This is a genomic window from Neisseria sp. Ec49-e6-T10 (assembly GCF_051132615.1).
Classification (GTDB): Bacteria; Pseudomonadota; Gammaproteobacteria; order Burkholderiales; family Neisseriaceae.
The window spans coordinates 3,100,905-3,124,100 of record NZ_CP152375.1 but is presented as its reverse complement, the minus strand read 5'-3'; the positions used below and the strand labels follow the sequence as shown (position 1 = coordinate 3,124,100).

Genomic DNA, 23,196 nt, shown 5'->3' with positions numbered 1-23,196 from the left:
TATATTTATCATTTTTCTTAAACAATAGAGCAATTGCTCTATTGCTACTTTAAAACATAATTCACTACTATATAATATTTTATTTATTGCCTTTAGATATTATATATTTATAAAAATTTTTTATCAATACATTGTATAGAATCGTTTTTATGAATATACCTGCTTTTCCTATTAAAATAATCACTTTCGGGGTTTTTTGCGCTATTGTGGCTGGTCATTCACCTGTTACATTAGCTGCAGATCTATTTCCAAATTTACCACTATATATGCAAACGAGGCAAATCAACAAAACAAAACCAAATTTAATGATGTTGCTTGATAATTCTGCAAGTATGAGTGCCACAGATAGGCAGGAAGATGGTACTTACCGCCGCCGCGATGAGGTGGCAAAAGAAGTCGCAACTTTGGTTATGAAACAAAATAAAGAACATTTCCGCTGGGGATTGGCTTTTATGAATAACCAGACAACAAAGGATAAAGAAGTTAAAGGAGCAGGGGTTGCACTGACTTATTACAATAATAATTATTCACGCCCCAATGGCGCTATTACAGTATATATTAAAGATACAACAGATGCCCATATTAATGATTTGTTGGAGAATGTTGATAAACTCACACCAACAGGTGGTACCCCGTTATACGCAAGTTTGCGTACCATTTATAATTATATGGGGGGCACCAATGGTTTTCAGGGTATCGGCGATAATGTCATGCAATATCGTTGTCAGCAAAATTTTGTTTTGGCCATTACCGATGGTGAATCTGGTGATGGTATTGCACAAAACAATGTAGATCCTGAGAATAAAATCAATGTGAATGGTTACAACGCTAATATCGTACAGTTTGCTTCTAATTATGACTATAAGCAAGGTGGCAATGATCTTGAAGGTGTTAGTTTTGATGACTCATTCTTTCCTGTACAAAATATCCGTACTTCTGCTGTTGGCATGTATGCCAATTCGACTTCGTTAGCTAATTTGGCTACTTATGGTAATGGCTTTTATGAAGCAGCAACAACAGCTTCTAAATTGGCTGAAGCTTTAACCAGAATTTTGGGAAAGCTACAATATCAACCACCGAAATATACGCCAAATCAATCAGGTATTGGTGGACCAATTAATTCAGCTTCTGGTAATAATGTCGTGATTGTTACACCTAAGTTAGATCCAGATAAATGGTCTTCTGAATTAGAAATGACGCTTTTGAATAGTAAAACATTGCAACCTATTACAGATAATCAAGGCAAGGCAATTATTAAATACCCAATTTCATCACATGAAACTTATCGTACAGCTGTATTAAGTGATTCTTCAGAAGAAGGTGGATTAATAGATTTACATCGTTATCGTTTATCTGATTACACCAAACGCGATATTGAGATGAACAATAAATTCAACCTTGGTGCTTTAGGTATTGATATCAGTAAAGATACAACCAAATGGCGTAAAGATCAAGGTTATATAAATTGGTTAACGGGGTGGGAAAGCCCTTGTTGTGATGCCAATACAGGGTTTCGTCAACGCTCGACAGTTGTTGACAGTGGGATAACAAATGATGCAATGAAACGCCACTTAGGGGAGATTATCGACTCACCAATTAAGTTGACAGGTTATACCATTTCAAGAACAGATATGTCTGGTTGGGGTAGGATCGACCTACCTAAATTTATGGTGGTTCCTTCAAATGATGGCCAGGTCAGAATTTATACTGCGGCAACCATGGGGTTAGGTAACTATTATGCAAATCGCCCTTATTCTGAAAAATTTGCTTATATTCCTGGTTCGGCTCAACGAGAAGGTGGCCAAACCTTAATTCAAGATCTTGTTTTTAGAGCAGCCCCTGGTTATGGTTCTGATGTACCCCGAATGGCATTTTTGAACGGTGGCATGACGGATAGAACAACTGTTAATGGACATACTTTTGTTGTTGGAGCATTGGGAGAAGGTGGTAAAGCGGCGTATGCTTTAAATATTGGGGGCACTAATGAAGCTACCGGAGCATTTGTTGGGATAGATGTAGACAGGGGTAACTCTGCATCAAATACAACGGCAGATCAAAATGCCCATAAGAAATGGAAAGATACTGTACCTTTATGGGATACCAGTAATGAAAAATTTGGTAATGCCTATACTGGTACTGAAAAAATTGGTTACACCATCAGTACCCCAATGGTTGATCGCTTGGCTCTAAAACGTGACAAAGACCAGCTTCCTTTAATAGATGATGATGTCAGACAAGCTACTTTTCTGGCCAATGGTTACCAAAGTTTGGAAGAAAAACCGACACTTTATGTTCTGGATACTCTAGGTATCAATGTACGTAGAACGGGGTCTATTGCAGCCACAGATAAACCTGGTACTGTGCTTGCAACATTACAGCCCGATGCTCAGGTTGGGAACGCTGCTTTGTCTACACCAGCGCCTATTGCTTTGCATAACTCAGATGTGATTGATTTAGTTTATGCTGGAGATTCAAAGGGTAATCTTTATCGTTATGATTTTAGGGGAAAAGATTCTTCAGAATGGACAGCGAAACTTATTTATAAGGGTGACCCTTCACAGCCTATTACGACAAAACCTTCTTTATATGTAAATGGACACACAGTCGTTGTTTTATTTGGGACAGGAAGTGGTATTTTCCAACAGGATTTAGAGTCAACAGATATTCAAAGTGTTTATGGTATTTATGATGATATCAGTGATTTAGATCCTACACCTTTAACTTATGCAGATAGAAACGATAACAGTAAATTTTTAAAACAAAGTCTATCTGAGCAAGAAGATAAAACAAATGGTGAAGTGTATTTGATTAATTCGAATAACCTTCGTACAGAGACACAAAAAGGTTGGTTTGTAGACTTAAATAGCCCCGATGGATCACGTGTGATTTATGATTCTGAAATTATAGCGGGAACATTAACTGTTAGCACCATTGGTTATTCAGGTTTAGCAAATGTTGGCCCTAACAGCAATATTAAATGTTTCGGGGCTTCGTCAAGTTCAAATAGTAGCTTATTACAGCTCAGAGCCATAGATGGCGGAACCCCAAAAAGAAATACTGCTCAGCTCGGTTTACTGAGTAATTCAAATGGGGAAATTGTTTCAGGAAAAAAATACAATACTTTAATGGGCAGAATGACTTTGTTGTCCTCAAATAATAATAACAGAAGCGCATATGGTGCCACGAATAATACGGGGGTTGAGCGTGCTTATGGGAAACAGGCAGAAGAAGGGGCAAAGCAATGTGAGAATGGCAGCGTTTTGGTTATTTCAACAGGGGAAGGTAATGAATTTATTGAGGTAAAGTGTCCTTCATCTGTGTCAAGGCGAATTAGCTGGCGAACGATTGCTTAAGGTAGGTAAAGGGAGAACAGATACAATGTTCTCCCTTTCTATTTTAATGGTGATATTGAAACACTACTTTTTATTATTAAAGGTCTATTTTTTTATATGCATAATGTTTTTTAATTTATATTGAATAAAATTGAAATACTCCCTTTATTTTTCATTTCTCTTAACATAATCTTTTATTGCTTATTTCGATTGGCTAAGATAGCCTTTATGCTTAGATAAAAAGATAGAATAGTTCACTTTGTCTAGCATTCATTCATTTTGGGAGCAGGTCATGAAAGAAAATAAATACGATAACCCCGAGTTTTTCGAACAGTACAGCAAAATGGCCAGATCTGTTGGTGGATTGGCTGAAGCTGGGGAATGGTATGCTTTTAGGACATTGTTTCCAGAACTTAAAAACAAAAGAGTCCTTGATTTAGGCTGTGGTTTTGGTTGGCATTGTCAATATGCTGCTGAGCAAGGGGCTTCGTTGGTTGTTGGCACCGATATTTCACAAAAAATGCTTGAACAAGCCAATGAAAAAAATCGCTTTAGCAATGTAACATACCAACAATTAGCCATAGAAGATTTATCTTTCCCTGAAAATTCATTTGATGTGGTGATCAGTTCCTTGGCTTTTCATTACATCGAATCTTTTGTTGATGTGTGCACTAAAGTTTCTTCTTGCCTTGTTAGTGGGGGCGATTTTGTTTTTTCAGTAGAGCATCCAATTTTTACAGCGCAAGGTCAACAAGATTGGCATTACTCAGAACAAAATAAGGTTTTGCATTGGCCAGTTGACCAATATTTTAGCGAGGGTAAACGTCAATCTCGTTTTCTTGGGAAAGAAGTATCAAAATATCATAAAAGCTTAACCACTTATATTCAAACCTTATTACAAAAAGGGTTTCAGCTAACAGGGTTAATTGAACCACAACCTGATCCTCAGTTACTAAAAAAATACCCAGAATATCAAGATGAATTGCGTCGCCCGATGTTTTTGTTGGTCAGTGCTCAAAAAAAATAGTTTACGCTGTATTTATACAAAAATATCATACAATTGTTTTTTGAATGCCAATTGGGTTTTGGTTTCACTTAATTGTGGGCAGTGAATTAAAAAACTGTCTTCTAAGCGATCGCCTAAGGTAATGATTTTTGCGTAATATAACCTGACTCTAAATTCAGAAAATAAATGAGCAATTTTATTGAGTGCACCAGGTAAATCACCTGCAATGACTTCTAAATGGAAAAAATATGGTTCTTCTTCAGGAATCAGTGTAATGCTTGGGATAATGGGAAAATAACGTAAACGCCTGCTGGTCTTTTGTTGTGGCAGGCTAATTTTATGGTTATATTCTAAAAAATCATGTAATTGTTGGGTAATTTGCTCACTTAAGTAAGACAGTTCTGTTTGGCTTTTATTGAGGTCTTGCAAGGTAAAAGTATCCAAAACAAAATCGTCCATACTGGTAAAGACACGAGCATCTAGAATATCCAATGATTGAGCATCAAAAAACTGACAAAGTTTGGCAAAGGTACGCGGTTTATCAGGGGTGTAAACCATTACTTGAATGGTTTGACTGCCTTCTAAAATGCGAGAGGCAATTAAGGTTTGTTGTTCTTGACCCATTAAATGACGTGCATGCCATAAAATATCATTTTTTGGGTGTCGAATAAAATAAGTATCACCCAAAGTTTGCCAAAGTGTCTGCTGCTCAGCCTCAGAATAGCCTTGCTGCTTTAAGGTTTCAGTAATATTTTCTTTTAATGTTTGTGGTGCAAGCTGCGTATTTGCACTGTGTTGGGATTTAAGTAAGTTTGACGCTGATTGAAATAAATTGGCCAACAAACTGGCTTTCCAGCTATTCCAAATTTTAGGATTGGTTCCACGCATATCGGCGCACGTTAATAGATATAAAGCAGTTAAGCGAGTTTGGGTTTGTACTGTCTGGCAAAAACGTTTAATGACTTCTGGATCTTGAATGTCTTCTTTTTGAGCGGTTTGTGACATGACCAGATGTGCTTGAACCAACCAAGTGAGTAGTTCTGTTTCTTCTTGATTTAAAAAGTGTGCTAAAGCAAAGTTTTTCGCATCTGTTATTCCTTCGTTTGCATGATCACCTTCTCGACCTTTTGCAATATCATGAAATAAAGCGGCAAGATATAAAATGTGTTTTTGATGAAAGTTTTGCATTAAAGCTGATAGCTGTGGTAATTCATGACTGTACATATCCATTGTCAGTCTTCTTAAATTACGTACAACCATTAAAATATGGTCATCAACTGGATAAATATGAAATAAATCAAATTGCATTAACCCAACTATTTTACCAAAAGCAGGTAAATAACGACCCAATATATCGTATAAATTGAGCATGCGCAGGGTATGAGTTAATCCTTGACCATGAATAAAAAATTGAATAAATCGTTTACGATTTTCTGGGTCTTCCTGAAAATGGAGGTTGATTTTACGGCGCGCATGCCACAATGCCCTCAAACATCTGGGGGCAAATCCCGTTAAATTTTTATTGGTTTGAATGTGCTCAAATGCTTTAAAAATAAAATGAGGATGCTGATCGAATAAAGATAGGTCTTTAACTGCCAAAAGGTGGCCAACTTGATAAAAATATTCATCTAATTCAGTAACTACCCGAGGAAAGGGAGAGTATAAACGGCTACGAAAGACAGGAACCAATATCTGATTGAGTTGCTTAATGGTTTTGGTTGCACGGAAAAACGCTTGCATCAGTTGTTCACAACCTAAACGTTTGGGTTCATTTTTAAAGCCCCAGATTGTGGCAATTTGAGTTTGCAAATCAAAAATAAAATGTTCTTCTGCACGACTTGTTTCTAAGTGTAAATCAATGCGCAATCTGGCCAGTTGTTTATGGCTATGTAATAATAATCGGGCTTCATCTTTAGTTAAAATTTTACGACTAACCAGATTATCCAAATCAATACTCAACCCTTGCGCTTTGGCAATCCAGATAATGGTATGAATATCTCTTAGTCCGCCTGGGCAAGTTTTAATATTAGGTTCTAATTGTGTGCCACTACTTTGTTGTTTAAAGTGGCGTTGCTCTTGTTCTAGAATTTTTCCTTCACAAAATGCCACTACATTGCGTTGATACGCCAATTGTTCTAAAAAAACATGAAATAAAGATCGATTGCCAGTGATGAAACTGCTTTCTAAAAAAGCTGTATCCGCTTCTAAATCATTTTGTGCAGATTCTAATAATTGGGTACAACTGCCTATTTTCGGAGCAGGGGAAAAACGCATATCCCATAAAGCTTGAATAAAAGTGCTGGCTGCTTGCTCTTCATCTGCTGTTAGCTCGTGTAAGCTAATGATGGCTAAATCTAAATCAGAATAGGGGTACAGTTCAGCACGGCCAAACCCTCCTGTGGCAATTAAGGTTAAATGAGGGAAGGCACCCACGTATAATTGCCAAATCTGTGTTAAAACGTCTTTTACCAGATCAGTATGTTGTTTTAAAAACTGGTGTGGGTGTGGTTTTTGCCGATATTGTTGGACAAGAATGGCAAATTGATTTTGATAATAATGGCTAATATCTTGAGTGTTGACCATCAATATAACCTTATTTTTTCGAATTCTTCTGGTGTGACATAGCTTTTTTGAAAGTCTTGTAATGAATAATCAAGTGGTTTTTTATTTTGTGCCAGTTCTAAAGGAATATGATTAATTAATTCTCTTATGGTGTCATCAAGATTTCGACCAATTGCTTTTTCTTCTTGCCAGACAGTTTGACCTTGCTGGTTTTTTAAAGTCAATTGAAGGGTATTGATTTCATAACTTTGTGGATATGAATACATGTCATAAAAAGGGTCAAAAGCAAAGCCATAATTGTAATGATGATGTCCATGAAACCTTGGATAGTAACCATAGCCCATATAAGGCGATACAGATACAGAGCGCCATTGAGTTTGGGTGTTTTTGGTTAAGCATAAATCGAATTGAGCCTGATCTTTTTTTGCAGTGACATTGAAGTTACGTAAGGTTAAACGTACTTGTAGATAATCATGGTTGACGTTAGCTGAACAACTGATGAACACATTGCTGGCAAAAGCCATTGAGCAGGTAAATATACTTAATAAGCCCATAAGTGTTTTTTTAATAATGCCCATTTAAGTGCCCTTTTTTTTCAAGCTGTACAGGTGTCAGTTTTTCTAACCGTGCTTTAAAAATGTTCTGTGCTATATCATGGGGATTTTCTGTATTTTGTGCAATAGATTTTGCATGAATAGAGTTTGCCGCTTTAAGTAAATTTAACCAGTGTTCATACTGTGGGTAGGGTGAATCCTCTTTACCTAAGCGTCCTCTAATATCGGCAATACAGACATCTAATGCTTGAGTAAAGCGTTTAGGTCTTCTAAAAGCATCACAGAAGGCCAGTATTTTTAAAGCAACCTTTGGCGTCAGTTCAAAAGCACTATGTAAGAGTATGTGTTCTCTGACAACCAATTGAGCTAAATCAGAACATTCATTGGGTACTTTTAACCGTTTAACCATATTTTCTAATGGGATTAAACCTCTTTTGTCGTGTCCATTGTGACCCGGTAAAATATCTTTTGGGGTTAATGCTTTGCCCAAGTCATGTACCAGTGCACTGAATCGTTGCGCTAAATTCAGCTGCATTTTAGCCGCCATATCTATGACCATAAGCGTATGAATACCAGTGTCAATTTCAGGGTGATATTTTTCTCGTTGAGGTACGCCAAATAAAGCAGCGACTTCTGGCAAAATTTTTTCTAAAGCATGGCATTCATGTAATGCTTTGATCATCAAAGAAGGTTGTCTTTCCATCAGACCTTTTGCTAACTCTTGCCATACCCGTTCAGGAACCAGTGCATCGACTTCGCCATCAGCGACCATTTGTTTCATTAAATCTAAAGTTTCAGGTGCAATAGAAAAACCAAAACGAGCGGCAAAGCGAGCCAAACGTAAAATACGTACTGGGTCTTCCACAAAAGCTGGGCTGACATGACGCAATACACCGTTTGTTAAATCTTCTAGCCCCTGATAAGGGTCAATTATTTCCCCAGTATCTGCGTCTTTGGCTATGGCATTAATGGTGAGGTCTCTTCGGGCTAAATCTTCTTCTAAAGTAATATCAGGCGAAGAGAATACTTGAAACCCTGTATAACCTTTATGGGTTTTACGCTCAGTTCTGGCTAATGCATATTCTTCATGCGTATTAGGGTGTAAAAACACAGGAAAATCTTGCCCAACTAAAGTAAAACCATTAGAGAGCATATACTCTGGTGTGGCACCCACCACAACCCAATCCTTATCCTTTACTGGTAATTTAAGCAGTTCGTCACGCACAGCGCCACCAACCAGATATGTTTTGATCATAACGTTTTTACGATTCTTTAATATGTGTGATGTTATTTAAATTGGGGGGCTTTTCAATAATTTAAAGTAACAAATTTTTGCCAATTTGAAAAGATTAATTTTATCGGTCTATTTAATTTTTAGTCAGCATTAAAAAATGTTCTGCAAACTGATTAACCTGCTGCCAATCAGTATATTCAATATCTTTCGTAGTATCTGTTTCCCCACCTGTTTTTTTCATAATAAACTGAATCATCAACCGATCATACCAACGGTATTGTGGGTAACGCAATGCACCAGCAAAAACAGCTGTTAAAGTAGGGTGCCAAGGAATGTTTTGCAAAAATTTTTTGGTATATAAATTGGTTTGAGGACTTCGTTTTTCCAGTTTTCTGGCCGTCAGGGTCACAGAAAAAAAAGCAGATGGAATGCTGTTTAAGTAAGACTGATGTGCATCAATAAATTTTTTCAGCTTATGATGAAAATGACCATAACGAATGGGTGCACCAATCAAAATACTTGAGTAAGCGGTAAGGTTGATATCTGATAGCTCGTGTAAATTGCATATTTTATGAGCAATGTTATTTTTTTGTAAAGTGTTTGCAATCGTATGCATAATGGTTTTTGTTTGACCATCATGACTTATATACAATAAGAGTGCGCTCATATTTTATCTTCAATTTTGGTTCAATAATTATGAAAGTATATTGTTTTATAGATCAAGCTTATTTGTAAAAGATCAAATATAGATCTTTGTTTTAATAAATTATTTATATATACAATGTAATTTGATCAAAATATATTTATATCTTGGTTCTGGGTAAAATTAAAGTGACTTCTAAACCACCTTTTTTTAAATTATTTAAGATAATTTCCCCACCATGAGTATGGATAATATTTCTGGCAATGGTTAAGCCAAGCCCTGTGCCACCTGTTTGTCTATTGCGAGAGTGTTCTGAGCGATAAAAAGGTTCAAATACTTTATCTTGTTCTTCTTGAGCGATGCCAGAACCATTATCTTGAATACGAATAATGAATTTATCTTGCGTATCTTCAATAATAATTGATGCCTGTTTGCCATAAAAAACCGCATTATCAATTAAATTAACCAAACAACGCTTTAATAATGAGGCAAATCCTACAAAAGGTTGAGTTGAGTGTCCAGTCAGGTAAACATTTTTACCCGAATCAATATAATCAGTTTGTAGACTTTCAAGTAAAGCCATCATATTAATTGGTTGTTTTTTCTCTTGTGTATCCAAACCTTTCATAAAATCCAGTGTTTGGCTCACCATTTGTTCCATTTCTTTTAAATCCTGCTCAAAACGTTGCCGTAATGAATCGTCTTCCAACATTTCTGCTCTTAATCTTAAGCGGGTAATCGGTGTTTTTAAATCATGGGACATAGCAGCAAAAATATGGGTTCTGTCTTGAATAAAGTGTTTTAAACGTTGTTGCATCACATTAAACGCATGTGCTGCTTGTTTGATTTCTGTTGGGCCTTTTTCTGGTAAAGGAGGCTGATTAATATTGTTTCCCAACGCTTCTGCTGCATTAGACAGCTCGTGTAAAGGGCGGGTGAGCCAACGCACAGCAATAAAGGAAAGAACAAAAACAGCCAATAGTAATACCACTAATGTCACCATTAGGCGACTTGGCAAGCTGACTGATGTTTTTGGCGCATAAGTATCAAAGATAACCCAACTGCCATCAAGTAATTGTATTTGTATGATAAAAGTCGCCCCTATTACTGCGTTTGTGTTGTTTGGTATGTGTTCATTTCGGTACATACCTGGTACAAATTCTTTACCTTCCATCATAGCGCGTCGTCTTCCATGTCCCATACCCATACCATGCCCCATCATAGGAACAGTATTGGCTGTTTGGGCAACATATATGGTTCTGTTTGAACCTAATGTGCCAGATAATAATTGTTTGACTGAATGGGCAGAAGTTGTATCTGTATTATTTTGTAAAATTGCTTTTGGGGTTTGACTCAATGATACTTTTTGTGGGGGAATATTAACAATGCTGATAATATGTTGGCGCTCATCTATATTTAAAGAATCTAATAACTCAACGGTTTCGGTAATACGTTGAACCAACTGCTGATCTGCCGTAGCAGTAAGTAACTGGTCTTTGTCTTCATAATTGATGATTAAACTGATGATTTGTGTCACCAGTAATCCAGCGACCAGCACCCAGATTAAACGCCAAAATAATGACTGAGGGATCAGTTTTTTCATGGTAGTTTCTCTACCGATACAGCCAATACATAACCTTCATTACGTATGGTTTTTATCATGGTTGGCTCTTTGGGGTCGTCTGCTAACCTTGATCTTAATCGGCTCACTTGAACATCAATACTGCGGTCTAATGGCCCAGCTTCCTTGCCTTGGGTTAAGTCTAATAATTGGTCACGGTTTAAAATATGATTAGGATGTGCTAAAAATACCCTTAATAATCGATATTCCGTACCACTTAATGGCGTAATCACATCATCATGGGCAATTAAATGACGGTGTGTGGTATCCAAAACCCATTGACCAAATTTGAGTTGGCTTGCCGTTTCCATTGCCGTTGAATAGCGTTCAGGAGGCAAACTTCGTGTACGACGCAATACACTTTTGATGCGTGCAAGCAATTCTCTGGCACTAAAAGGCTTGGTTAAATAATCATCTGCCCCCATTTCAATGCCAATAATCCGATCAGTCTCTTCTGTTCTGGCGGTTAACATAATCACAGGAACCGCAGATTTTGCCCTAAGTGTGCGGCATAAGGTTAAACCGTCTTCTCCTGGTAACATAATGTCTAAAATAATCAAGTCTATATGATGATTATTTAATGATTGCCACATTTGTTTGCCATTATAAGCAATACTGGTTTTTAGACCATTTTTTTGCAAATAGTCACTTAATAAGCGACAAATTTCGCCATCATCATCAACAATTAAAATATGATCGATTGTGTCCATAACAGCTATTGTAGTCACTTTTAACGCATAAAAACAAAAATTAATGTAACACAATGTGTCAAAGCTTTATTTTTTTATAATAGGTTATAAAAATGGTGGGTTTTGACATATGTTTTTTACATGATTATGGTGTAATCAGTCATACCAAATTTACATGTGTCAATAATCAATATAAGGAGTGTATGATGAAAAAGCTGACGATCAGTGTTGTGTTATTAGGATTCTTGTCTATGACAGGAGTGCTTTATGCACAAACTAACTCAACCCAATCAGGCAATAATAATCCCAATGCTGATTGGGGCTGGTGTGGTGGTGGCATGGGGCATGGTTATGGGCACGGTGGTAAAATGTGGTCAAATCATAGCAATAGGCATAGAGGGGGCTATATGCACCAAGGCACAAATTTGATGACTCAAGAAGAGTTTATCAGTCATCGAGATAAATTATATTCAGCCAAAAATTATAATGACTGTAAATTAATTCAAAAAGAATATCATAATAATATGGTCAAAAGAGCAAAAGAGCAGGGAGTGACGGTACCAAATAATCCGCCCGCATTTGGTTTTTGTGAACGCTTAAATGATCGAGGGTATTTTAATAAAAAATAATAGCCATTTGTACATTTTCTCTAAAAGGCATGTTTCAACATGCTTTTTTTATTGCCAAAGAGCCTTTGAAGAGCGATTAAAAATGGTTTAAATATATGATGATTTTTTATTTTTTGTAGATTTTTTTAATTCTGTTTTTGATTATTCTAAAATATCATAAAATCATATTTTGTCATATAATTAGAATAATCATTAATCATTTTTTGAACATTAAATGGAACGGCCAAAGCTAGAAATAGACTTAGAGATATTGCAGCAGCAACGCTGGCAGCAGGAACAAGAAGAGCAACAGCGTATTGCTCAGAAGCTGCCTGAGGCTACTGAAGACGTTCAACAAAAGTTACAACAAGACAACCCTCTTAAAAATTATCATCCCGAACAACAAAAACAGCTTACCGAAGCATTGGCTATAGAAGTCGCTCGTTCTCCCACAGGGCAAAAAATAAAAGGTAACCTCACCATAACCAATGGCAGTCTCATGGCTTTTTTGGATAAAGGCATTCCAGTTCATGTCGATATTCAAAAAGTACTGGCACAACATCAGCCAGAATTACCAGATGGACAACAAAAAAACATTAATCCAGAACGACAAAAGCAGATTGATGAATTACTGAACCTATTTAACGTTGATAACCAGCTTAAAGATCACTTTAGCCCCAAACAACAAGCACTATTAAAAGAAGCGATGGTCAAACAGCTTGATGAACATGCAGGCGATCCGCCTAAATTAATGGCTTTAAGTTACGATCCTAAAAAACAGGATTTATATTTTGTTACTGCACGTAATGAGCAACATCATATTAATCCCAATCAATACCTAGAACAATTTAAAGAAGAACTGCAAGCAGAACGTCCTCCTTTATATAAAGAACGAGAAAATCAGATTACCCAGTTATTACGCCAAGATCATGGCATAGATAATCAGTTGCTCACAGGCTTTACTCGAGAGGATTACCCACCTTTAGCCAAAGCGATTGCTCGAAGTGTACACCAACATACAGGCACCCCACCTTCTATTGAACATTTAGACATCACAGAAAAGCATATTAAGATTGATTTAAATGATGGTTATCGATTAACACTGGATCCACAAGCGATATTAGAGAGTAAAGGTGTTGAAGAGTATTTACAAAAAGAGCGTATTCCCGTTATTGCCCAAAGAGGTGAAACAGGAGAAAGTTTAGCCAAAAAACTTGACCCAACAGATCATCAAGCCGCATACGGTTATTTGTTGGCGTCAAAACAGGTTCATTTAATTAAGGGAGATGATGGTCATGTCATTCCCAATATCAGACCTGATAAGGCTTATCATTATGATCCTAATGAGCATCATGAAGCACAAAAGCAGCAGTACCGAAAAGTCGCTGGAGAGGGTATCGCGACAGAAGCAAAAATGAATCAACAAATAGATATGGCTAGAGCAGAACAGGCCAGACGAGAAAAAGAAGAGCAGCAGTTAAACGTTCAAAAACAAACTGAACAAAATAATTTGGCCAGAGGATCCATGAGTGAAGATCCCTATTATCAAAAGCTACGTCAAGAACAAAAGCTAGACCCCTTTAGCTATTCCAGACACTATAAAGCCAAAGATAATGAAGTTGTTTTAGGGATGCTGGGTAGCGTGAACCTAAATAAACTACCTCTTCCAGAACCAGTGAAACACTGGGGGGTAGAACTTTATCAAGCCACAGAACAAAAAATACTGAACCAAAAAGCAGCATTTGAAACAGGGCTGAATATGCTCACAGGTATGGGCAGTAGAATGGCCGCTGGTGTGACTTCCATTCCTGCTGCGGCTGTTTATGGTACAGAAGGCGCAGTAGCCATACAAAAAGACATCCAAGAGCGTTATACCTATACCCCAAGTGCTAGTACCCAAGAAATCATCCAGAAGAACATAGGTCAGCCATTAGCACCGTATTTAAGACAATTAGAACAGGGTATAGAATCCGTCAGACAAAGCAATGTTGATGCTTATGGTTTGGCTGGTACCGCATTATTATTTGGTTCAGCAGAAGCCCTAAGTGAGTTTGTGCCCATAAAAGGTGGTAAGCAGCTGACAAAACTACTTAAAGCAGGTGGTGATGATACCCTCACAGCCATAACTAAGCATAAAATTAATATAGGTGATATTAGCAATATCAAACATGCTGACGGTGGGCTGAGTTTTAATAAAACACACACACAACCCACAAGCCCTTTTAGCCAAACACCTGTCTTACACAAAAACACGACGGTTCCTTTGCTTATTGAGAAAAATATCCCGTTGACTAAAGACGTGACAGGGCAGTTTACAGGCGCCAAAGTTGATCCGAACTTTAATTTCAGAACCAACATAGAAAATACCGTCTTGCCCAGAGCATCAAGAGAAATTATCCACCCAACAGAGGTACCAAGCCCTTTCAGCTATAAAGAAACCCAGTTTGTACAAGATTTAAAAACTGTAGGGTTAACAGCTGAGGAGTTTAGAAGCCTTAATCTAAAATCAGTAGATACTTGGACCGATATAGAAGCACAAAAGATGAAACAACTGAGGGAAATGGTTCCTAAAATCACCACAGAAACAGAACTACAAAAAGCCATCCCCTTAGAAAATGTAGACAAATATCTATCTGGAGAATGGAAACCTATTATAGGCGGTTATGTCGCTCGAGCAGAAGATGTGAAACATTTGAAAAACTATGATGAGGTATATGAATCGTTAAGATTAGATTATTCAGGAACAAGGTTCCCAGAAGATGGAACAGGTTATGGTATTGTTCGATTTAGAACAACTGAAGTGAAGGATTTAAGTATCCCATATGGTTCAAAATTAGGTGGCACAGATACAAGTCTAGCTCCAGCGACAAGGAATGGGTTTTTATCGTCAAGAAATGGGGATGTGATTCCAGAATGGAAGTTTTCAAAAGATTTTTCAGAATCTCCACGAGATGGGGCGGAGCTATATAAGGTAATTAATGGGAAAGAAGAACTTGTAGGACGATATATTAAATCAGAAGACGGCGATGGCTATTTTATGAAGATTCCAAAAAAGGCAAATTAATATGATTAGAAATGGTGTATACACATTATATCAAGGAAAAGAGTACATGTTAGGGGAAACTATTCTTGAAAATGAGCCAATAAAATATTGGATTAAATCAATGGACTCAAATGATTTAGCTAATGGTTTCTATTTATATGAAAGACCCAAAACAATGATAATAAAGGGGGTAGAATATGAATTACCTCCAAGGGAAATAGGAAAGCCAAATGTTTATTTAAAAGATATTACTCCATCTGAAGTAGATGAGGTATACCACATAAACACCTTGGCAGAGTATAAAAATGTAACGATGGCCGTAATCGGAGAAAACGATACTCAGTATCTTTTGTATATAGGAGATGAGGTAGGAAATGGTTTAGGTTTTGAAAATATTGGTAGAAGTGAATATCAAAAATGGATTAATAAAGAGGATGTGGCTAATGTTCATGAAGTAAAACGTCCAGCCAGTAATTTTTTTGGTTCGTAAAAGTTAATTAATATGATGAAAACCCTCTATATTGTTCAATATTTTTACTGCGCGAAAGATATGTGGTCAAAGCAGAAGATGTAAAACACTTGAAAATTTATGATGAGGTATATGAGCGTTAAGGCTAGATTATCCAAACACGAGGTTTCCAGAAGATGGGATAGGTTTCAGTATTGTTCGATTTAGAACAACTGAAGTACAGGATTTAAGTATTCCATATGGTTCAAAATTAGGTGGCACAGATACAAGTCTAGCTCCTGTGACAAGGAATGGGTTTTTATTGTCAAGAAATGGGGATGTTATTCTAGAATGGAAGTTTCCAAAAGATTTTTCGGAATCTCCACAAAATGGAGCAGAATTGTATAAAGTTATTGGTGGAAAAGAAGAATTAGTTGGAGTGTTTGATGGTAAGAGGTTCGTACCCTATTAAGAAAGGCAAGTAAAAATGATAAGAAATGGATATTATGTTTTGTATAAAGGGAAAGAATACTCTATTAACAGAGGTACTACTGATAAAGGTCCATATTTTAGATTGTATTCTGATACAAAAGAAGACTTAGAAAATGGCTTTGAGCAGTATTGTTATCCTGAATATAACTTAATTAGAGGTAAGAAATATATTTCTAAATTAGCAGGCACTTTAGCCGATTATTATTTTAAAGACATTTCATCCTTAGATGTGGAAGAAGTATACCGTATAAATACATTAGCAGAGTATAAAAATGTAACGGTCGCCGTAATCGGAGAAAACGATACTCAGTATCTTTTGTATATAGGAGATGAGATAGGAAATGGGTTAGGTTTTGAAAATATTGGTAGAAGTGAATACCAAAAATGGATTAATAAAGAGGATGTGGTTAATGTTCATGAAGTAAAACGTCCAGCCAATAATTTTTTTGGTTCGTGAAAGTGAACTAACATGATGGAAACCCTATTGTTCAATAGTTTTACCGAACAAAATAAAGGTAAAACGACAGAATTAAACTGATACATCGATCTAATGTGGAAGCGCTGAAGAAGCTAAAAACAGGGCTTATCTAGATCTGATCGATAACTGCATACGATAGGTTGATTTTATGCTTATAGATAAATAATGACAGAGCGTAAGCAACCTAAATTTGGCAATATGTTCAGAGAGTATGGTGGGGTTAATTGCCCCAATTGCGATATATACTCTACTTAGTTAGTATGGTTTGTTCGCTTGGATAAAAATCAACATAATTATGGCAGAATCTTCATATTATCACTTTACTTGTTTCCCAATTAAATTAAGCAAACCACCTAAACCGCCTAGGAGGCAAGGTTACTTTGATCTTCAATACTTTATTGAACGGTATTTTTATGAGGTTGAATTTTCAATTATACCTAATGCAGTATTAAATAAAGAACCAGCTATCTATTTGGCCAAATTTCCTCAAGATAAGCGATCAGAAGAGTTGATTAAAAAAGCACAGAAACTTGGGTTGCGTGTGTTTTGTGTTTATTTCATTAAAAAAGATTACTTTTCATGGTTAAATACACCCAAAGGTAAAGAAAAAAATGGCCGTTATGAGGATTGGGTAATTGATGCTTTTTTTAAATTCCTTGTAGAGGATAAAAAATACTATCCGTATAAACAAGATAATGAGTTATTTCATTAGTGTCTGATTATTTTTTCTTTGCATGTTAAGGGGAAGCATTTTAACTCTTTTACAGTACTGTCATCTATTTTCACCAATACCATAATCCCTAAGATCAATTGTTTTAAATTGACCCGTAGGGATAGCTTCTAATCGAGATTGTACAATATGAATATTCTCTAAATCATCAAGGCTATATCCGTTAGATAAAGATTCTAAAACATAGAATCTTTTAGTCTCTTGGGCTAGGGTATTTAAACGCTGCTCAATATCTTTTGGTAATTTAATGGTTAACATAATCGTGGATCTATTTGAGTTATATGATTTTATAATGCGCGTATTTTATATAATGTAGATATTACTCTATTGATTTTAACTAAAATTGTTAACATAAGCCTGTTGTTATGATTTTTTTATAAAGCTTATTACAAGGAGCTTCAGCATTATTGTCATCTAAAGCTAGATACACCACACTGCATGAGATAATTATTGTTGTTTTATATATCTGGTGGTCAACCACGGTTGCTTATTACGGATAAACTGAAAAGCTATATCAAGCTTTGTACTCAGTTATTTCCTTTAGCCTTTCATACGAGGAATAAAGGAGTAAACTATCAAGCAGAAAACTCACTTCGAGCTACCAGATTGAGAGAACATAAAATGAGGAAATTCAAACCCATCAAACAGACACAACAGTTTCTGACAAACTTTAGCTGAGTCTATGATCTTTTTAAACTAGGTCGGCATTTGGTCTCAGCAAAAACCTTCAAAGTTTTAGTATCACGCCGTTTGAAAATCTGGTGCGAGATTAGTCAAGTTGCATCTAAAGTGTGAGAAAACACAAATTTGGTTTGACTTACTTTGATCTGTGCTTATTAACTTGACAGTATTTTTCTGTTTTCTCCACTTCCAAGGAGGAATAGGGTTAGGGTCAGCCCATAGTCCATATTTGTTTTTTCTAGCTTGTTCTTCTACCTGTTCATATGGATGTTCATTTGGTTCAGAGTTTTTAAACCAAACATATCCTTGAGCAAGTATTTTGAAGTTTATAAGATCATATAGAGAAAATTGGTCTTTCATCTCAGAATAAAGGTGTATCTCAGCTAGAATTAGGTTGTTACTGCCTTTATTTATAAAACGTTTGTTCTCTTTACTGTCTGGATAAGGGCGCATTTCGAGAAGCCTAATTTTTTGGCCTAATATTAGTCCAGATAAAATTTTTTTTGCTTGTTGCCCATATGGCTGGTCTAATTCAGGTGCATATATTTGATAAAGCTTAACAGTTACCACTTTTTCATTTTCAGTTACACACTTAAAAGTATCTCCAGTTATTACTTCAAGGACTTGACAGCTTGTTGCTTTGGCTTGACTAAATGTTAAAAACAATAGCGAAATTAGGACTAATTTTTTCATCATGTTATTCTACATGATAATTAAAAAGATCTACAGTAATAATAAGTTAAATTGGCACTAAAACGGGTACTGTCAAATTAATGGCATGAAGTTTATTACTCAGTTATGAAACAAACCTCAAAATATTTACTTTTGCCATCGTTTTCCTCCAGTCATCATCAGCCATTGTGTTTGGTTATATTATCGCTTCAGTCACTAGATAGTAAAGCCGATAAACAGTTTCTACAGAAGCTAAGACAGTAGGGACAGACAACCACGGTTACTTGTTACTGATAAATTTAAAAGTTATATTAAACATTGTGAGCAGATATTTCATTCAGTAATCGATACAAAGAGTAAAAGAGAAAACAATCGAGCAGAAAACTAACATCAGGCCACACGATTGAGAGAGCGAAAAATAAAGAAAAGCGTCTTCTGCTTTTTGAAGATTTTGATTTTTCATTTTCATTAATATATTCAAAGAAAAAAGAAAAAAATGAGTTTACCTTTTTATATAGTTGATGTTTTTACAGATAAAAAATATTCTGGAAATCAGTTGGCTGTTTTTTTAGATGCTGGAAATTTAAGTATAGATGCAATGCAAAAGATTTCGCGAGAAATTAATTTTGCAGAAAGCACTTTTGTGACCAAACTTGATAAAGAAAATAATAAGGCAGAAATTAAAATATTTACACCAGCTCAGGAAATGCAATTTGCAGGTCATCCAATAATTGGAACTTCATGGGTTTTGATAAATAAAATATTCAATAATTCGTCTGAAAATATAAAGTTAAATGTTCCAATTGGAGAAATCCTGATTCATCAATCAGATGATTTGATTTGGTTAAAAGCGGCACAGCCAAAATTTTGGGATATTTTTTCGAAAGAAGATTTTACAGTATTCAGTAATCTGAAGAATAGTGATTTTGAAAACCAATTTCCTATCCAAGAGGTTACAACTGGAAGCGCATTTGTGCTGGTTGGTTTAAGTAGTAACAGAGCGTTGGAAAATTTGGTTTTAGATAAAGATAAAACTGATGATTGGTTGAAAAAGCATTGTAGAACAAATCACAGAGGCTTATATTTTTATTATTTAGAAGACTCAAAACTTTTTAGCAGAATGTTATGTATCGAACACAATCAATTGGTCGAAGATGCTGCTACAGGAAGTGCAAGTACATGTTTACAGGCTTTTCTATTAAAATATCATAAACCTGAATTTGAATTAATCAATTATCAGGGAGATTATATCAATCGTCCTTCTCAAATTCATTTTCAAGGAAAATTAACCGAAAACGAATTTGATATTAAAATTGGAGGAAATACTCAGTTTATTGCTAAAGGCGAATGGGAAGCGTAGTAAAATTAGAGAATCAGAAAATAGTCATTAATAGACAAAGAACAATTATTAGACATTATTAATGCGCTTGAGCAATTAAGTTACAGCATATAGAGAAAAGGGTATTTAGAAATACCTTTTTTTAAACTTATTCATACATACCTTTACAATGTCTTACTTTAAGGATAAGAACAATCAATTCATTATTTTATGGGAAAAAATATTTAGTTGAAGGAGAGGATGGCGATCATTTTTTTAGAGTGGAGAAAGATTATGAGCCATATTTAAATATGTGATTATATATATTTTGTACTTCTCTATGACAAAAAATATAACCCTCTTCCTTCTTTGTCAGCTTGATAGGTTGTTTTTTACTAAATGGCCATAATATTAGTTGTGCAAAAGGGCTAATTGAAAAGAATATCGATACGGTTTTGATTCAAAGTGCTGCTGTTGATGAAGGGATAAAAAATCCCGCTATTCTAATAAAATAGTAAATGAATAATAGTGGTGTGTCTCTAATCAATGATTGTTTAAAATAACTGGTTTTTTTGTAAATTTGTTTACTTTTTTTGATTTGTTATATAATAAAAATATTCATAAATACTGTTACAATGGTACTTTAGAATATGTGAATTTTGAATATTTATGAATCAGCAATGTAAAAAAATACAACAAAAAAGTCATCAGAAAAAACTAAAATTAATTATTGGTTTACTGATGTCTCAACCAATCTATCAAGCTTATGCTCTTACTGTTTTAAATGATACAAGTTTTCCTCCATACAGTACCACGGGTGTTTCAGCTGTCTCTGATGATATTGAAATAGCAACAACTACAGCTTTATTAGCACCACAAATTAATATCAGCACCAGTGGTCAAACTGCTTTATTGGCCAGTTCTGGAAAAAACTTAACAGTTAATTCTGCCAATCCTTTTGTGATCCAATCGAGTGTGACTGGCGGATATAATTCATTTTACGGTGTTCGAATGGCCTCTGGCCAAGTGATCTCAAAAAGTGAGCTGGAAGTTAATTTTGTTGATGGGCGTGGTATTTATGCTGTAAATGGTGGTGTGGGAAACTTTGATAAAAAAGTAACAATTAACAGCACAGGTCAATCAATCGGTGTCATGGCATACAGTACCTCAGCAACTGGGGGCAAAGCGTATTTTAAAGATGAGCTTGTGATTAATGCTTATGGTGACAATAGTTATGGTATTGTTACGCAACAAGGGAACCCTAATGGTGATGGGCCAGAGCTTGTTTTTGACAAACCAGTTTCAATTCAAATGACAGGAAGCCAATCTCGCGGAATTTCAACTCAGGATATTGCTCCAGGCGGTACACAAACGTCAAGCCTAATCCATTTTAAAGATGGCTTGAACATCAATATGACTGATGGCATTGCAATTGACTCCCGTTTGCCTTTTTCTGAGATTAGAATTGATGGCAGCAGTCATTTGGTTTCAGCAGGTACAAATAATGTTATTGAAGCAATAGAGGGCAAAGTTTTAATTAATGGCACTTCGATTATTTCTGGAAATACAGAGGCAGTGAATACAGGGGAGGTTTCTTTTAATTTATTACCTGGTTCATATATTACTGGAAAAATGGATAATTACTCAGTTACTACACTGCCTGCTGGGTTTACAGCAGGACGAATTGATTTGAATTTTCAAGGGGTAGGGAGTAATTGGCAGTTGACAGAAAGCTCCTATATCAATACGTTAAAAGGTAATGGTCATTTTCTTTTAACAACTGATATTGCTGCGGGAACAGGGGCGGTTTTGCATGTGACAGATCCTAATGGTGCTCAAGGCAATCATACGGTCTCCATTGCAGATACAGGAACAGGCAATGTTGCCAGTACCTATGAACAAGCAGTTGTCAAAACAAATGGTGTTGTAGACGGCACTACTTTTACCATGCCTCAGTTGGCTAATATTGGTGCTTATCAATATGATATCAAACAGTCAGGGGCAGACTGGGTTCTGTATCAAAAAGAAGAAAAAACATTAACGCCAACAGCCGATACGGTTATCAATGATGTACGTGCTGGTTATTTAATGAATCATGCTGAAACACAAACATTATTACAGCGTATGGGGGAGTTAAGACAACCTAATCAACAAAAACAAAATGATCAAGCCAATGTTTGGGCTCGCATGTTTTTCAGTGAAAATGAGGTTGATCAAAATGGTCAATTAAGTCGTTTCCATCAAAAATTTAATGGGGTTCAAATTGGTGCAGATGCGCTTTTACCTGTTTTTGATTCAGATCGTTTCTACCTTGGTGGTACTTTTGGGCACACCCGTAGTGAACAATCTTATCAAAAGGGTAAAGGTGATATTGATTCTTATTATGTAGGTGTTTATGGCACTTATATTAAAGACAATGGTTTTTATGTTGATAATCTTTTAAAAGTTGGTAAACAAAAACAAAGCTTTGATTTAAAAGATAACATGGGCAAAACGATTCATTCTGGTACGAATCATGATCATATTAGCTGGAGCACTGAAGTAGGTTATCAAGCTTATTTTGATCAAGTGAGTAAGGATGGGTGGTATGTGGAACCTCAAGCGCAAATAACCTTTGGTAGAATGTCTGGTAATCAGTTTACTGCATCTAATGGTATGGACATTAACTTTGATCGTTATCATTCAACATTGGGTCGACTTGGTTTTTTAGCTGGTTATACGGTAAAAAATGATCAGCCAGTTAATTTTTATGCAAAATCTTCTTATGTTCATGAGTTTGAGGCTCAGCTTAAAAGCCGAATGAATGAAGATCAGATTAATGCTGATTTGGGCGATTCTTGGTGGGTTTATGGTGTGGGCATGAGTGCTGCTATTAATAATCAACATCATCTTTATATAGATGTTGAACGCAGTAGTGGTGGTTACTTTAAACAACTATGGAAGTTAAATGGCGGGTATCGCTTTAGTTGGTAAAAATTGAGTTAAATAAAAAAATAAGCCATTTATTAAAAAATGGCTTATTTTTTGTCTGCGATTTATATAATTTCTGTATTGACAGAAATTAAGAGGGGCGTTATATTGGCAC

The 23,196-nt window shown here is 35.8% G+C and carries 18 protein-coding genes; 10 read left to right on the top strand and 8 right to left on the bottom strand.

Translation table 11 applies throughout. The annotated features are described in order from the left end of the window. The first annotated feature begins 149 nt into the window (after positions 1–149). Positions 150–3,353: a PilC/PilY family type IV pilus protein gene (locus AADH04_RS15295; RefSeq protein WP_434778142.1), complete on the top strand. Its 3,204-nt coding sequence runs from the start codon at positions 150–152 to the stop codon at positions 3,351–3,353. A gap of 271 nt (positions 3,354–3,624) precedes the next feature. Beyond that, positions 3,625–4,359 (top strand): class I SAM-dependent methyltransferase, encoded by a 735-nt coding sequence (locus AADH04_RS15290; protein WP_434778141.1) that lies wholly within the window; start codon positions 3,625–3,627, stop codon positions 4,357–4,359. Positions 4,360–4,371: 12 nt separating this feature from the next. On the opposite strand, the gene glnD is transcribed toward AADH04_RS15290, so the two are convergent. The 6 genes from glnD to AADH04_RS15260 form a co-directional block, all read right to left on the bottom strand. After that, positions 4,372–6,921, bottom strand: a complete 2,550-nt coding sequence (gene glnD / locus AADH04_RS15285; protein ID WP_434778140.1) for a [protein-PII] uridylyltransferase — start codon at positions 6,919–6,921, stop codon at positions 4,372–4,374. Beyond that, a complete protein-coding gene (locus AADH04_RS15280) occupies positions 6,921–7,478 on the bottom strand; it encodes a hypothetical protein (RefSeq protein WP_434778139.1) in 558 nt (185 codons plus the stop codon). Before AADH04_RS15280 ends, glnD begins: the two co-directional genes overlap by 1 nt. Continuing rightward, positions 7,465–8,709, bottom strand: a complete 1,245-nt coding sequence (locus AADH04_RS15275) for a multifunctional CCA addition/repair protein (protein WP_434778138.1) — start codon at positions 8,707–8,709, stop codon at positions 7,465–7,467. The genes AADH04_RS15280 and AADH04_RS15275 overlap by 14 nt, the downstream gene beginning before the upstream one ends. A 112-nt stretch (positions 8,710–8,821) precedes the next feature. Continuing rightward, on the bottom strand, positions 8,822–9,355 hold the full coding sequence (gene hemG / locus AADH04_RS15270; RefSeq protein WP_434778137.1) for a menaquinone-dependent protoporphyrinogen IX dehydrogenase: 534 nt from the start codon (positions 9,353–9,355) through the stop codon (positions 8,822–8,824). Positions 9,356–9,491: 136 nt separating this feature from the next. Beyond that, positions 9,492–10,934, bottom strand: coding sequence for an ATP-binding protein (locus tag AADH04_RS15265; RefSeq protein ID WP_434778136.1), 1,443 nt, complete (start codon positions 10,932–10,934; stop codon positions 9,492–9,494). Next, positions 10,931–11,662 (bottom strand): response regulator, encoded by a 732-nt coding sequence (locus AADH04_RS15260; RefSeq protein WP_434778135.1) that lies wholly within the window; start codon positions 11,660–11,662, stop codon positions 10,931–10,933. The genes AADH04_RS15265 and AADH04_RS15260 overlap by 4 nt, the downstream gene beginning before the upstream one ends. Before the next feature lie 182 nt (positions 11,663–11,844). On the opposite strand from AADH04_RS15260, the gene AADH04_RS15255 reads away from it, so the two are divergent. The 5 genes from AADH04_RS15255 (at position 11,845) to AADH04_RS15235 (ending at position 17,422) form a co-directional block, all read left to right on the top strand. Continuing rightward, positions 11,845–12,270: a hypothetical protein gene (locus AADH04_RS15255; RefSeq protein WP_434778134.1), complete on the top strand. Its 426-nt coding sequence runs from the start codon at positions 11,845–11,847 to the stop codon at positions 12,268–12,270. A 214-nt stretch (positions 12,271–12,484) separates the two neighbouring features. After that, positions 12,485–15,313 (top strand): hypothetical protein, encoded by a 2,829-nt coding sequence (locus tag AADH04_RS15250; protein ID WP_434778133.1) that lies wholly within the window; start codon positions 12,485–12,487, stop codon positions 15,311–15,313. Position 15,314: 1 nt separating this feature from the next. Then, positions 15,315–15,782, top strand: coding sequence for a hypothetical protein (locus tag AADH04_RS15245; protein ID WP_434778132.1), 468 nt, complete (start codon positions 15,315–15,317; stop codon positions 15,780–15,782). Positions 15,783–16,227: 445 nt separating this feature from the next. Further along, positions 16,228–16,689 (top strand): hypothetical protein, encoded by a 462-nt coding sequence (locus AADH04_RS15240; protein WP_434778131.1) that lies wholly within the window; start codon positions 16,228–16,230, stop codon positions 16,687–16,689. A gap of 316 nt (positions 16,690–17,005) precedes the next feature. Beyond that, complete coding sequence (locus tag AADH04_RS15235) at positions 17,006–17,422, top strand: hypothetical protein (RefSeq protein ID WP_434778130.1); 417 nt, start codon at positions 17,006–17,008, stop codon at positions 17,420–17,422. 60 nt (positions 17,423–17,482) lie between these two features. Here AADH04_RS15235 and AADH04_RS15230 read toward each other — a convergent pair whose 3' ends face one another. Beyond that, the gene (locus AADH04_RS15230) at positions 17,483–17,698 is read right to left on the bottom strand and encodes a hypothetical protein (protein WP_434778129.1); all 216 of its coding nucleotides are present in this window, start codon (positions 17,696–17,698) and stop codon (positions 17,483–17,485) included. Between the two features lie 192 nt (positions 17,699–17,890). Between AADH04_RS15230 and AADH04_RS15225 the strand changes: the two genes are divergently transcribed. Beyond that, positions 17,891–18,118: a DDE-type integrase/transposase/recombinase gene (locus tag AADH04_RS15225; RefSeq protein ID WP_434778128.1), complete on the top strand. Its 228-nt coding sequence runs from the start codon at positions 17,891–17,893 to the stop codon at positions 18,116–18,118. A gap of 63 nt (positions 18,119–18,181) precedes the next feature. Here the strand turns inward: AADH04_RS15225 and AADH04_RS15220 are convergent, their stop codons facing one another. Beyond that, positions 18,182–18,817, bottom strand: a complete 636-nt coding sequence (locus AADH04_RS15220) for a thermonuclease family protein (protein ID WP_434778127.1) — start codon at positions 18,815–18,817, stop codon at positions 18,182–18,184. Between the two features lie 472 nt (positions 18,818–19,289). Between AADH04_RS15220 and AADH04_RS15215 the strand changes: the two genes are divergently transcribed. Both AADH04_RS15215 and AADH04_RS15210 read left to right on the top strand, forming a co-directional pair. Further along, on the top strand, positions 19,290–20,153 hold the full coding sequence (locus AADH04_RS15215) for a PhzF family phenazine biosynthesis protein (RefSeq protein ID WP_434778126.1): 864 nt from the start codon (positions 19,290–19,292) through the stop codon (positions 20,151–20,153). Between the two features lie 627 nt (positions 20,154–20,780). Further along, the gene (locus AADH04_RS15210) at positions 20,781–23,084 is read left to right on the top strand and encodes an autotransporter outer membrane beta-barrel domain-containing protein (RefSeq protein ID WP_434778125.1); all 2,304 of its coding nucleotides are present in this window, start codon (positions 20,781–20,783) and stop codon (positions 23,082–23,084) included. The last annotated feature ends 112 nt before the right edge of the window (positions 23,085–23,196 follow it).

What these genes read in the sequence shown, in the direction of transcription:
- AADH04_RS15295 (WP_434778142.1), top strand. Translation starts at nt 150, where the DNA reads ATGAATATACCTGCTTTTCCTATTAAAATAATCACTTTCGGGGTTTTT.
- AADH04_RS15290 (WP_434778141.1), top strand. Translation starts at nt 3,625, where the DNA reads ATGAAAGAAAATAAATACGATAACCCCGAGTTTTTCGAACAGTACAGC.
- glnD (WP_434778140.1), bottom strand. Translation starts at nt 6,921, where the DNA reads ATGGTCAACACTCAAGATATTAGCCATTATTATCAAAATCAATTTGCC.
- AADH04_RS15280 (WP_434778139.1), bottom strand. Translation starts at nt 7,478, where the DNA reads ATGGGCATTATTAAAAAAACACTTATGGGCTTATTAAGTATATTTACC.
- AADH04_RS15275 (WP_434778138.1), bottom strand. Translation starts at nt 8,709, where the DNA reads ATGATCAAAACATATCTGGTTGGTGGCGCTGTGCGTGACGAACTGCTT.
- hemG (WP_434778137.1), bottom strand. Translation starts at nt 9,355, where the DNA reads ATGAGCGCACTCTTATTGTATATAAGTCATGATGGTCAAACAAAAACC.
- AADH04_RS15265 (WP_434778136.1), bottom strand. Translation starts at nt 10,934, where the DNA reads ATGAAAAAACTGATCCCTCAGTCATTATTTTGGCGTTTAATCTGGGTG.
- AADH04_RS15260 (WP_434778135.1), bottom strand. Translation starts at nt 11,662, where the DNA reads ATGGACACAATCGATCATATTTTAATTGTTGATGATGATGGCGAAATT.
- AADH04_RS15255 (WP_434778134.1), top strand. Translation starts at nt 11,845, where the DNA reads ATGATGAAAAAGCTGACGATCAGTGTTGTGTTATTAGGATTCTTGTCT.
- AADH04_RS15250 (WP_434778133.1), top strand. Translation starts at nt 12,485, where the DNA reads ATGGAACGGCCAAAGCTAGAAATAGACTTAGAGATATTGCAGCAGCAA.
- AADH04_RS15245 (WP_434778132.1), top strand. Translation starts at nt 15,315, where the DNA reads ATGATTAGAAATGGTGTATACACATTATATCAAGGAAAAGAGTACATG.
- AADH04_RS15240 (WP_434778131.1), top strand. Translation starts at nt 16,228, where the DNA reads ATGATAAGAAATGGATATTATGTTTTGTATAAAGGGAAAGAATACTCT.
- AADH04_RS15235 (WP_434778130.1), top strand. Translation starts at nt 17,006, where the DNA reads ATGGCAGAATCTTCATATTATCACTTTACTTGTTTCCCAATTAAATTA.
- AADH04_RS15230 (WP_434778129.1), bottom strand. Translation starts at nt 17,698, where the DNA reads ATGTTAACCATTAAATTACCAAAAGATATTGAGCAGCGTTTAAATACC.
- AADH04_RS15220 (WP_434778127.1), bottom strand. Translation starts at nt 18,817, where the DNA reads ATGATGAAAAAATTAGTCCTAATTTCGCTATTGTTTTTAACATTTAGT.
- AADH04_RS15215 (WP_434778126.1), top strand. Translation starts at nt 19,290, where the DNA reads ATGAGTTTACCTTTTTATATAGTTGATGTTTTTACAGATAAAAAATAT.
- AADH04_RS15210 (WP_434778125.1), top strand. Translation starts at nt 20,781, where the DNA reads ATGAATCAGCAATGTAAAAAAATACAACAAAAAAGTCATCAGAAAAAA.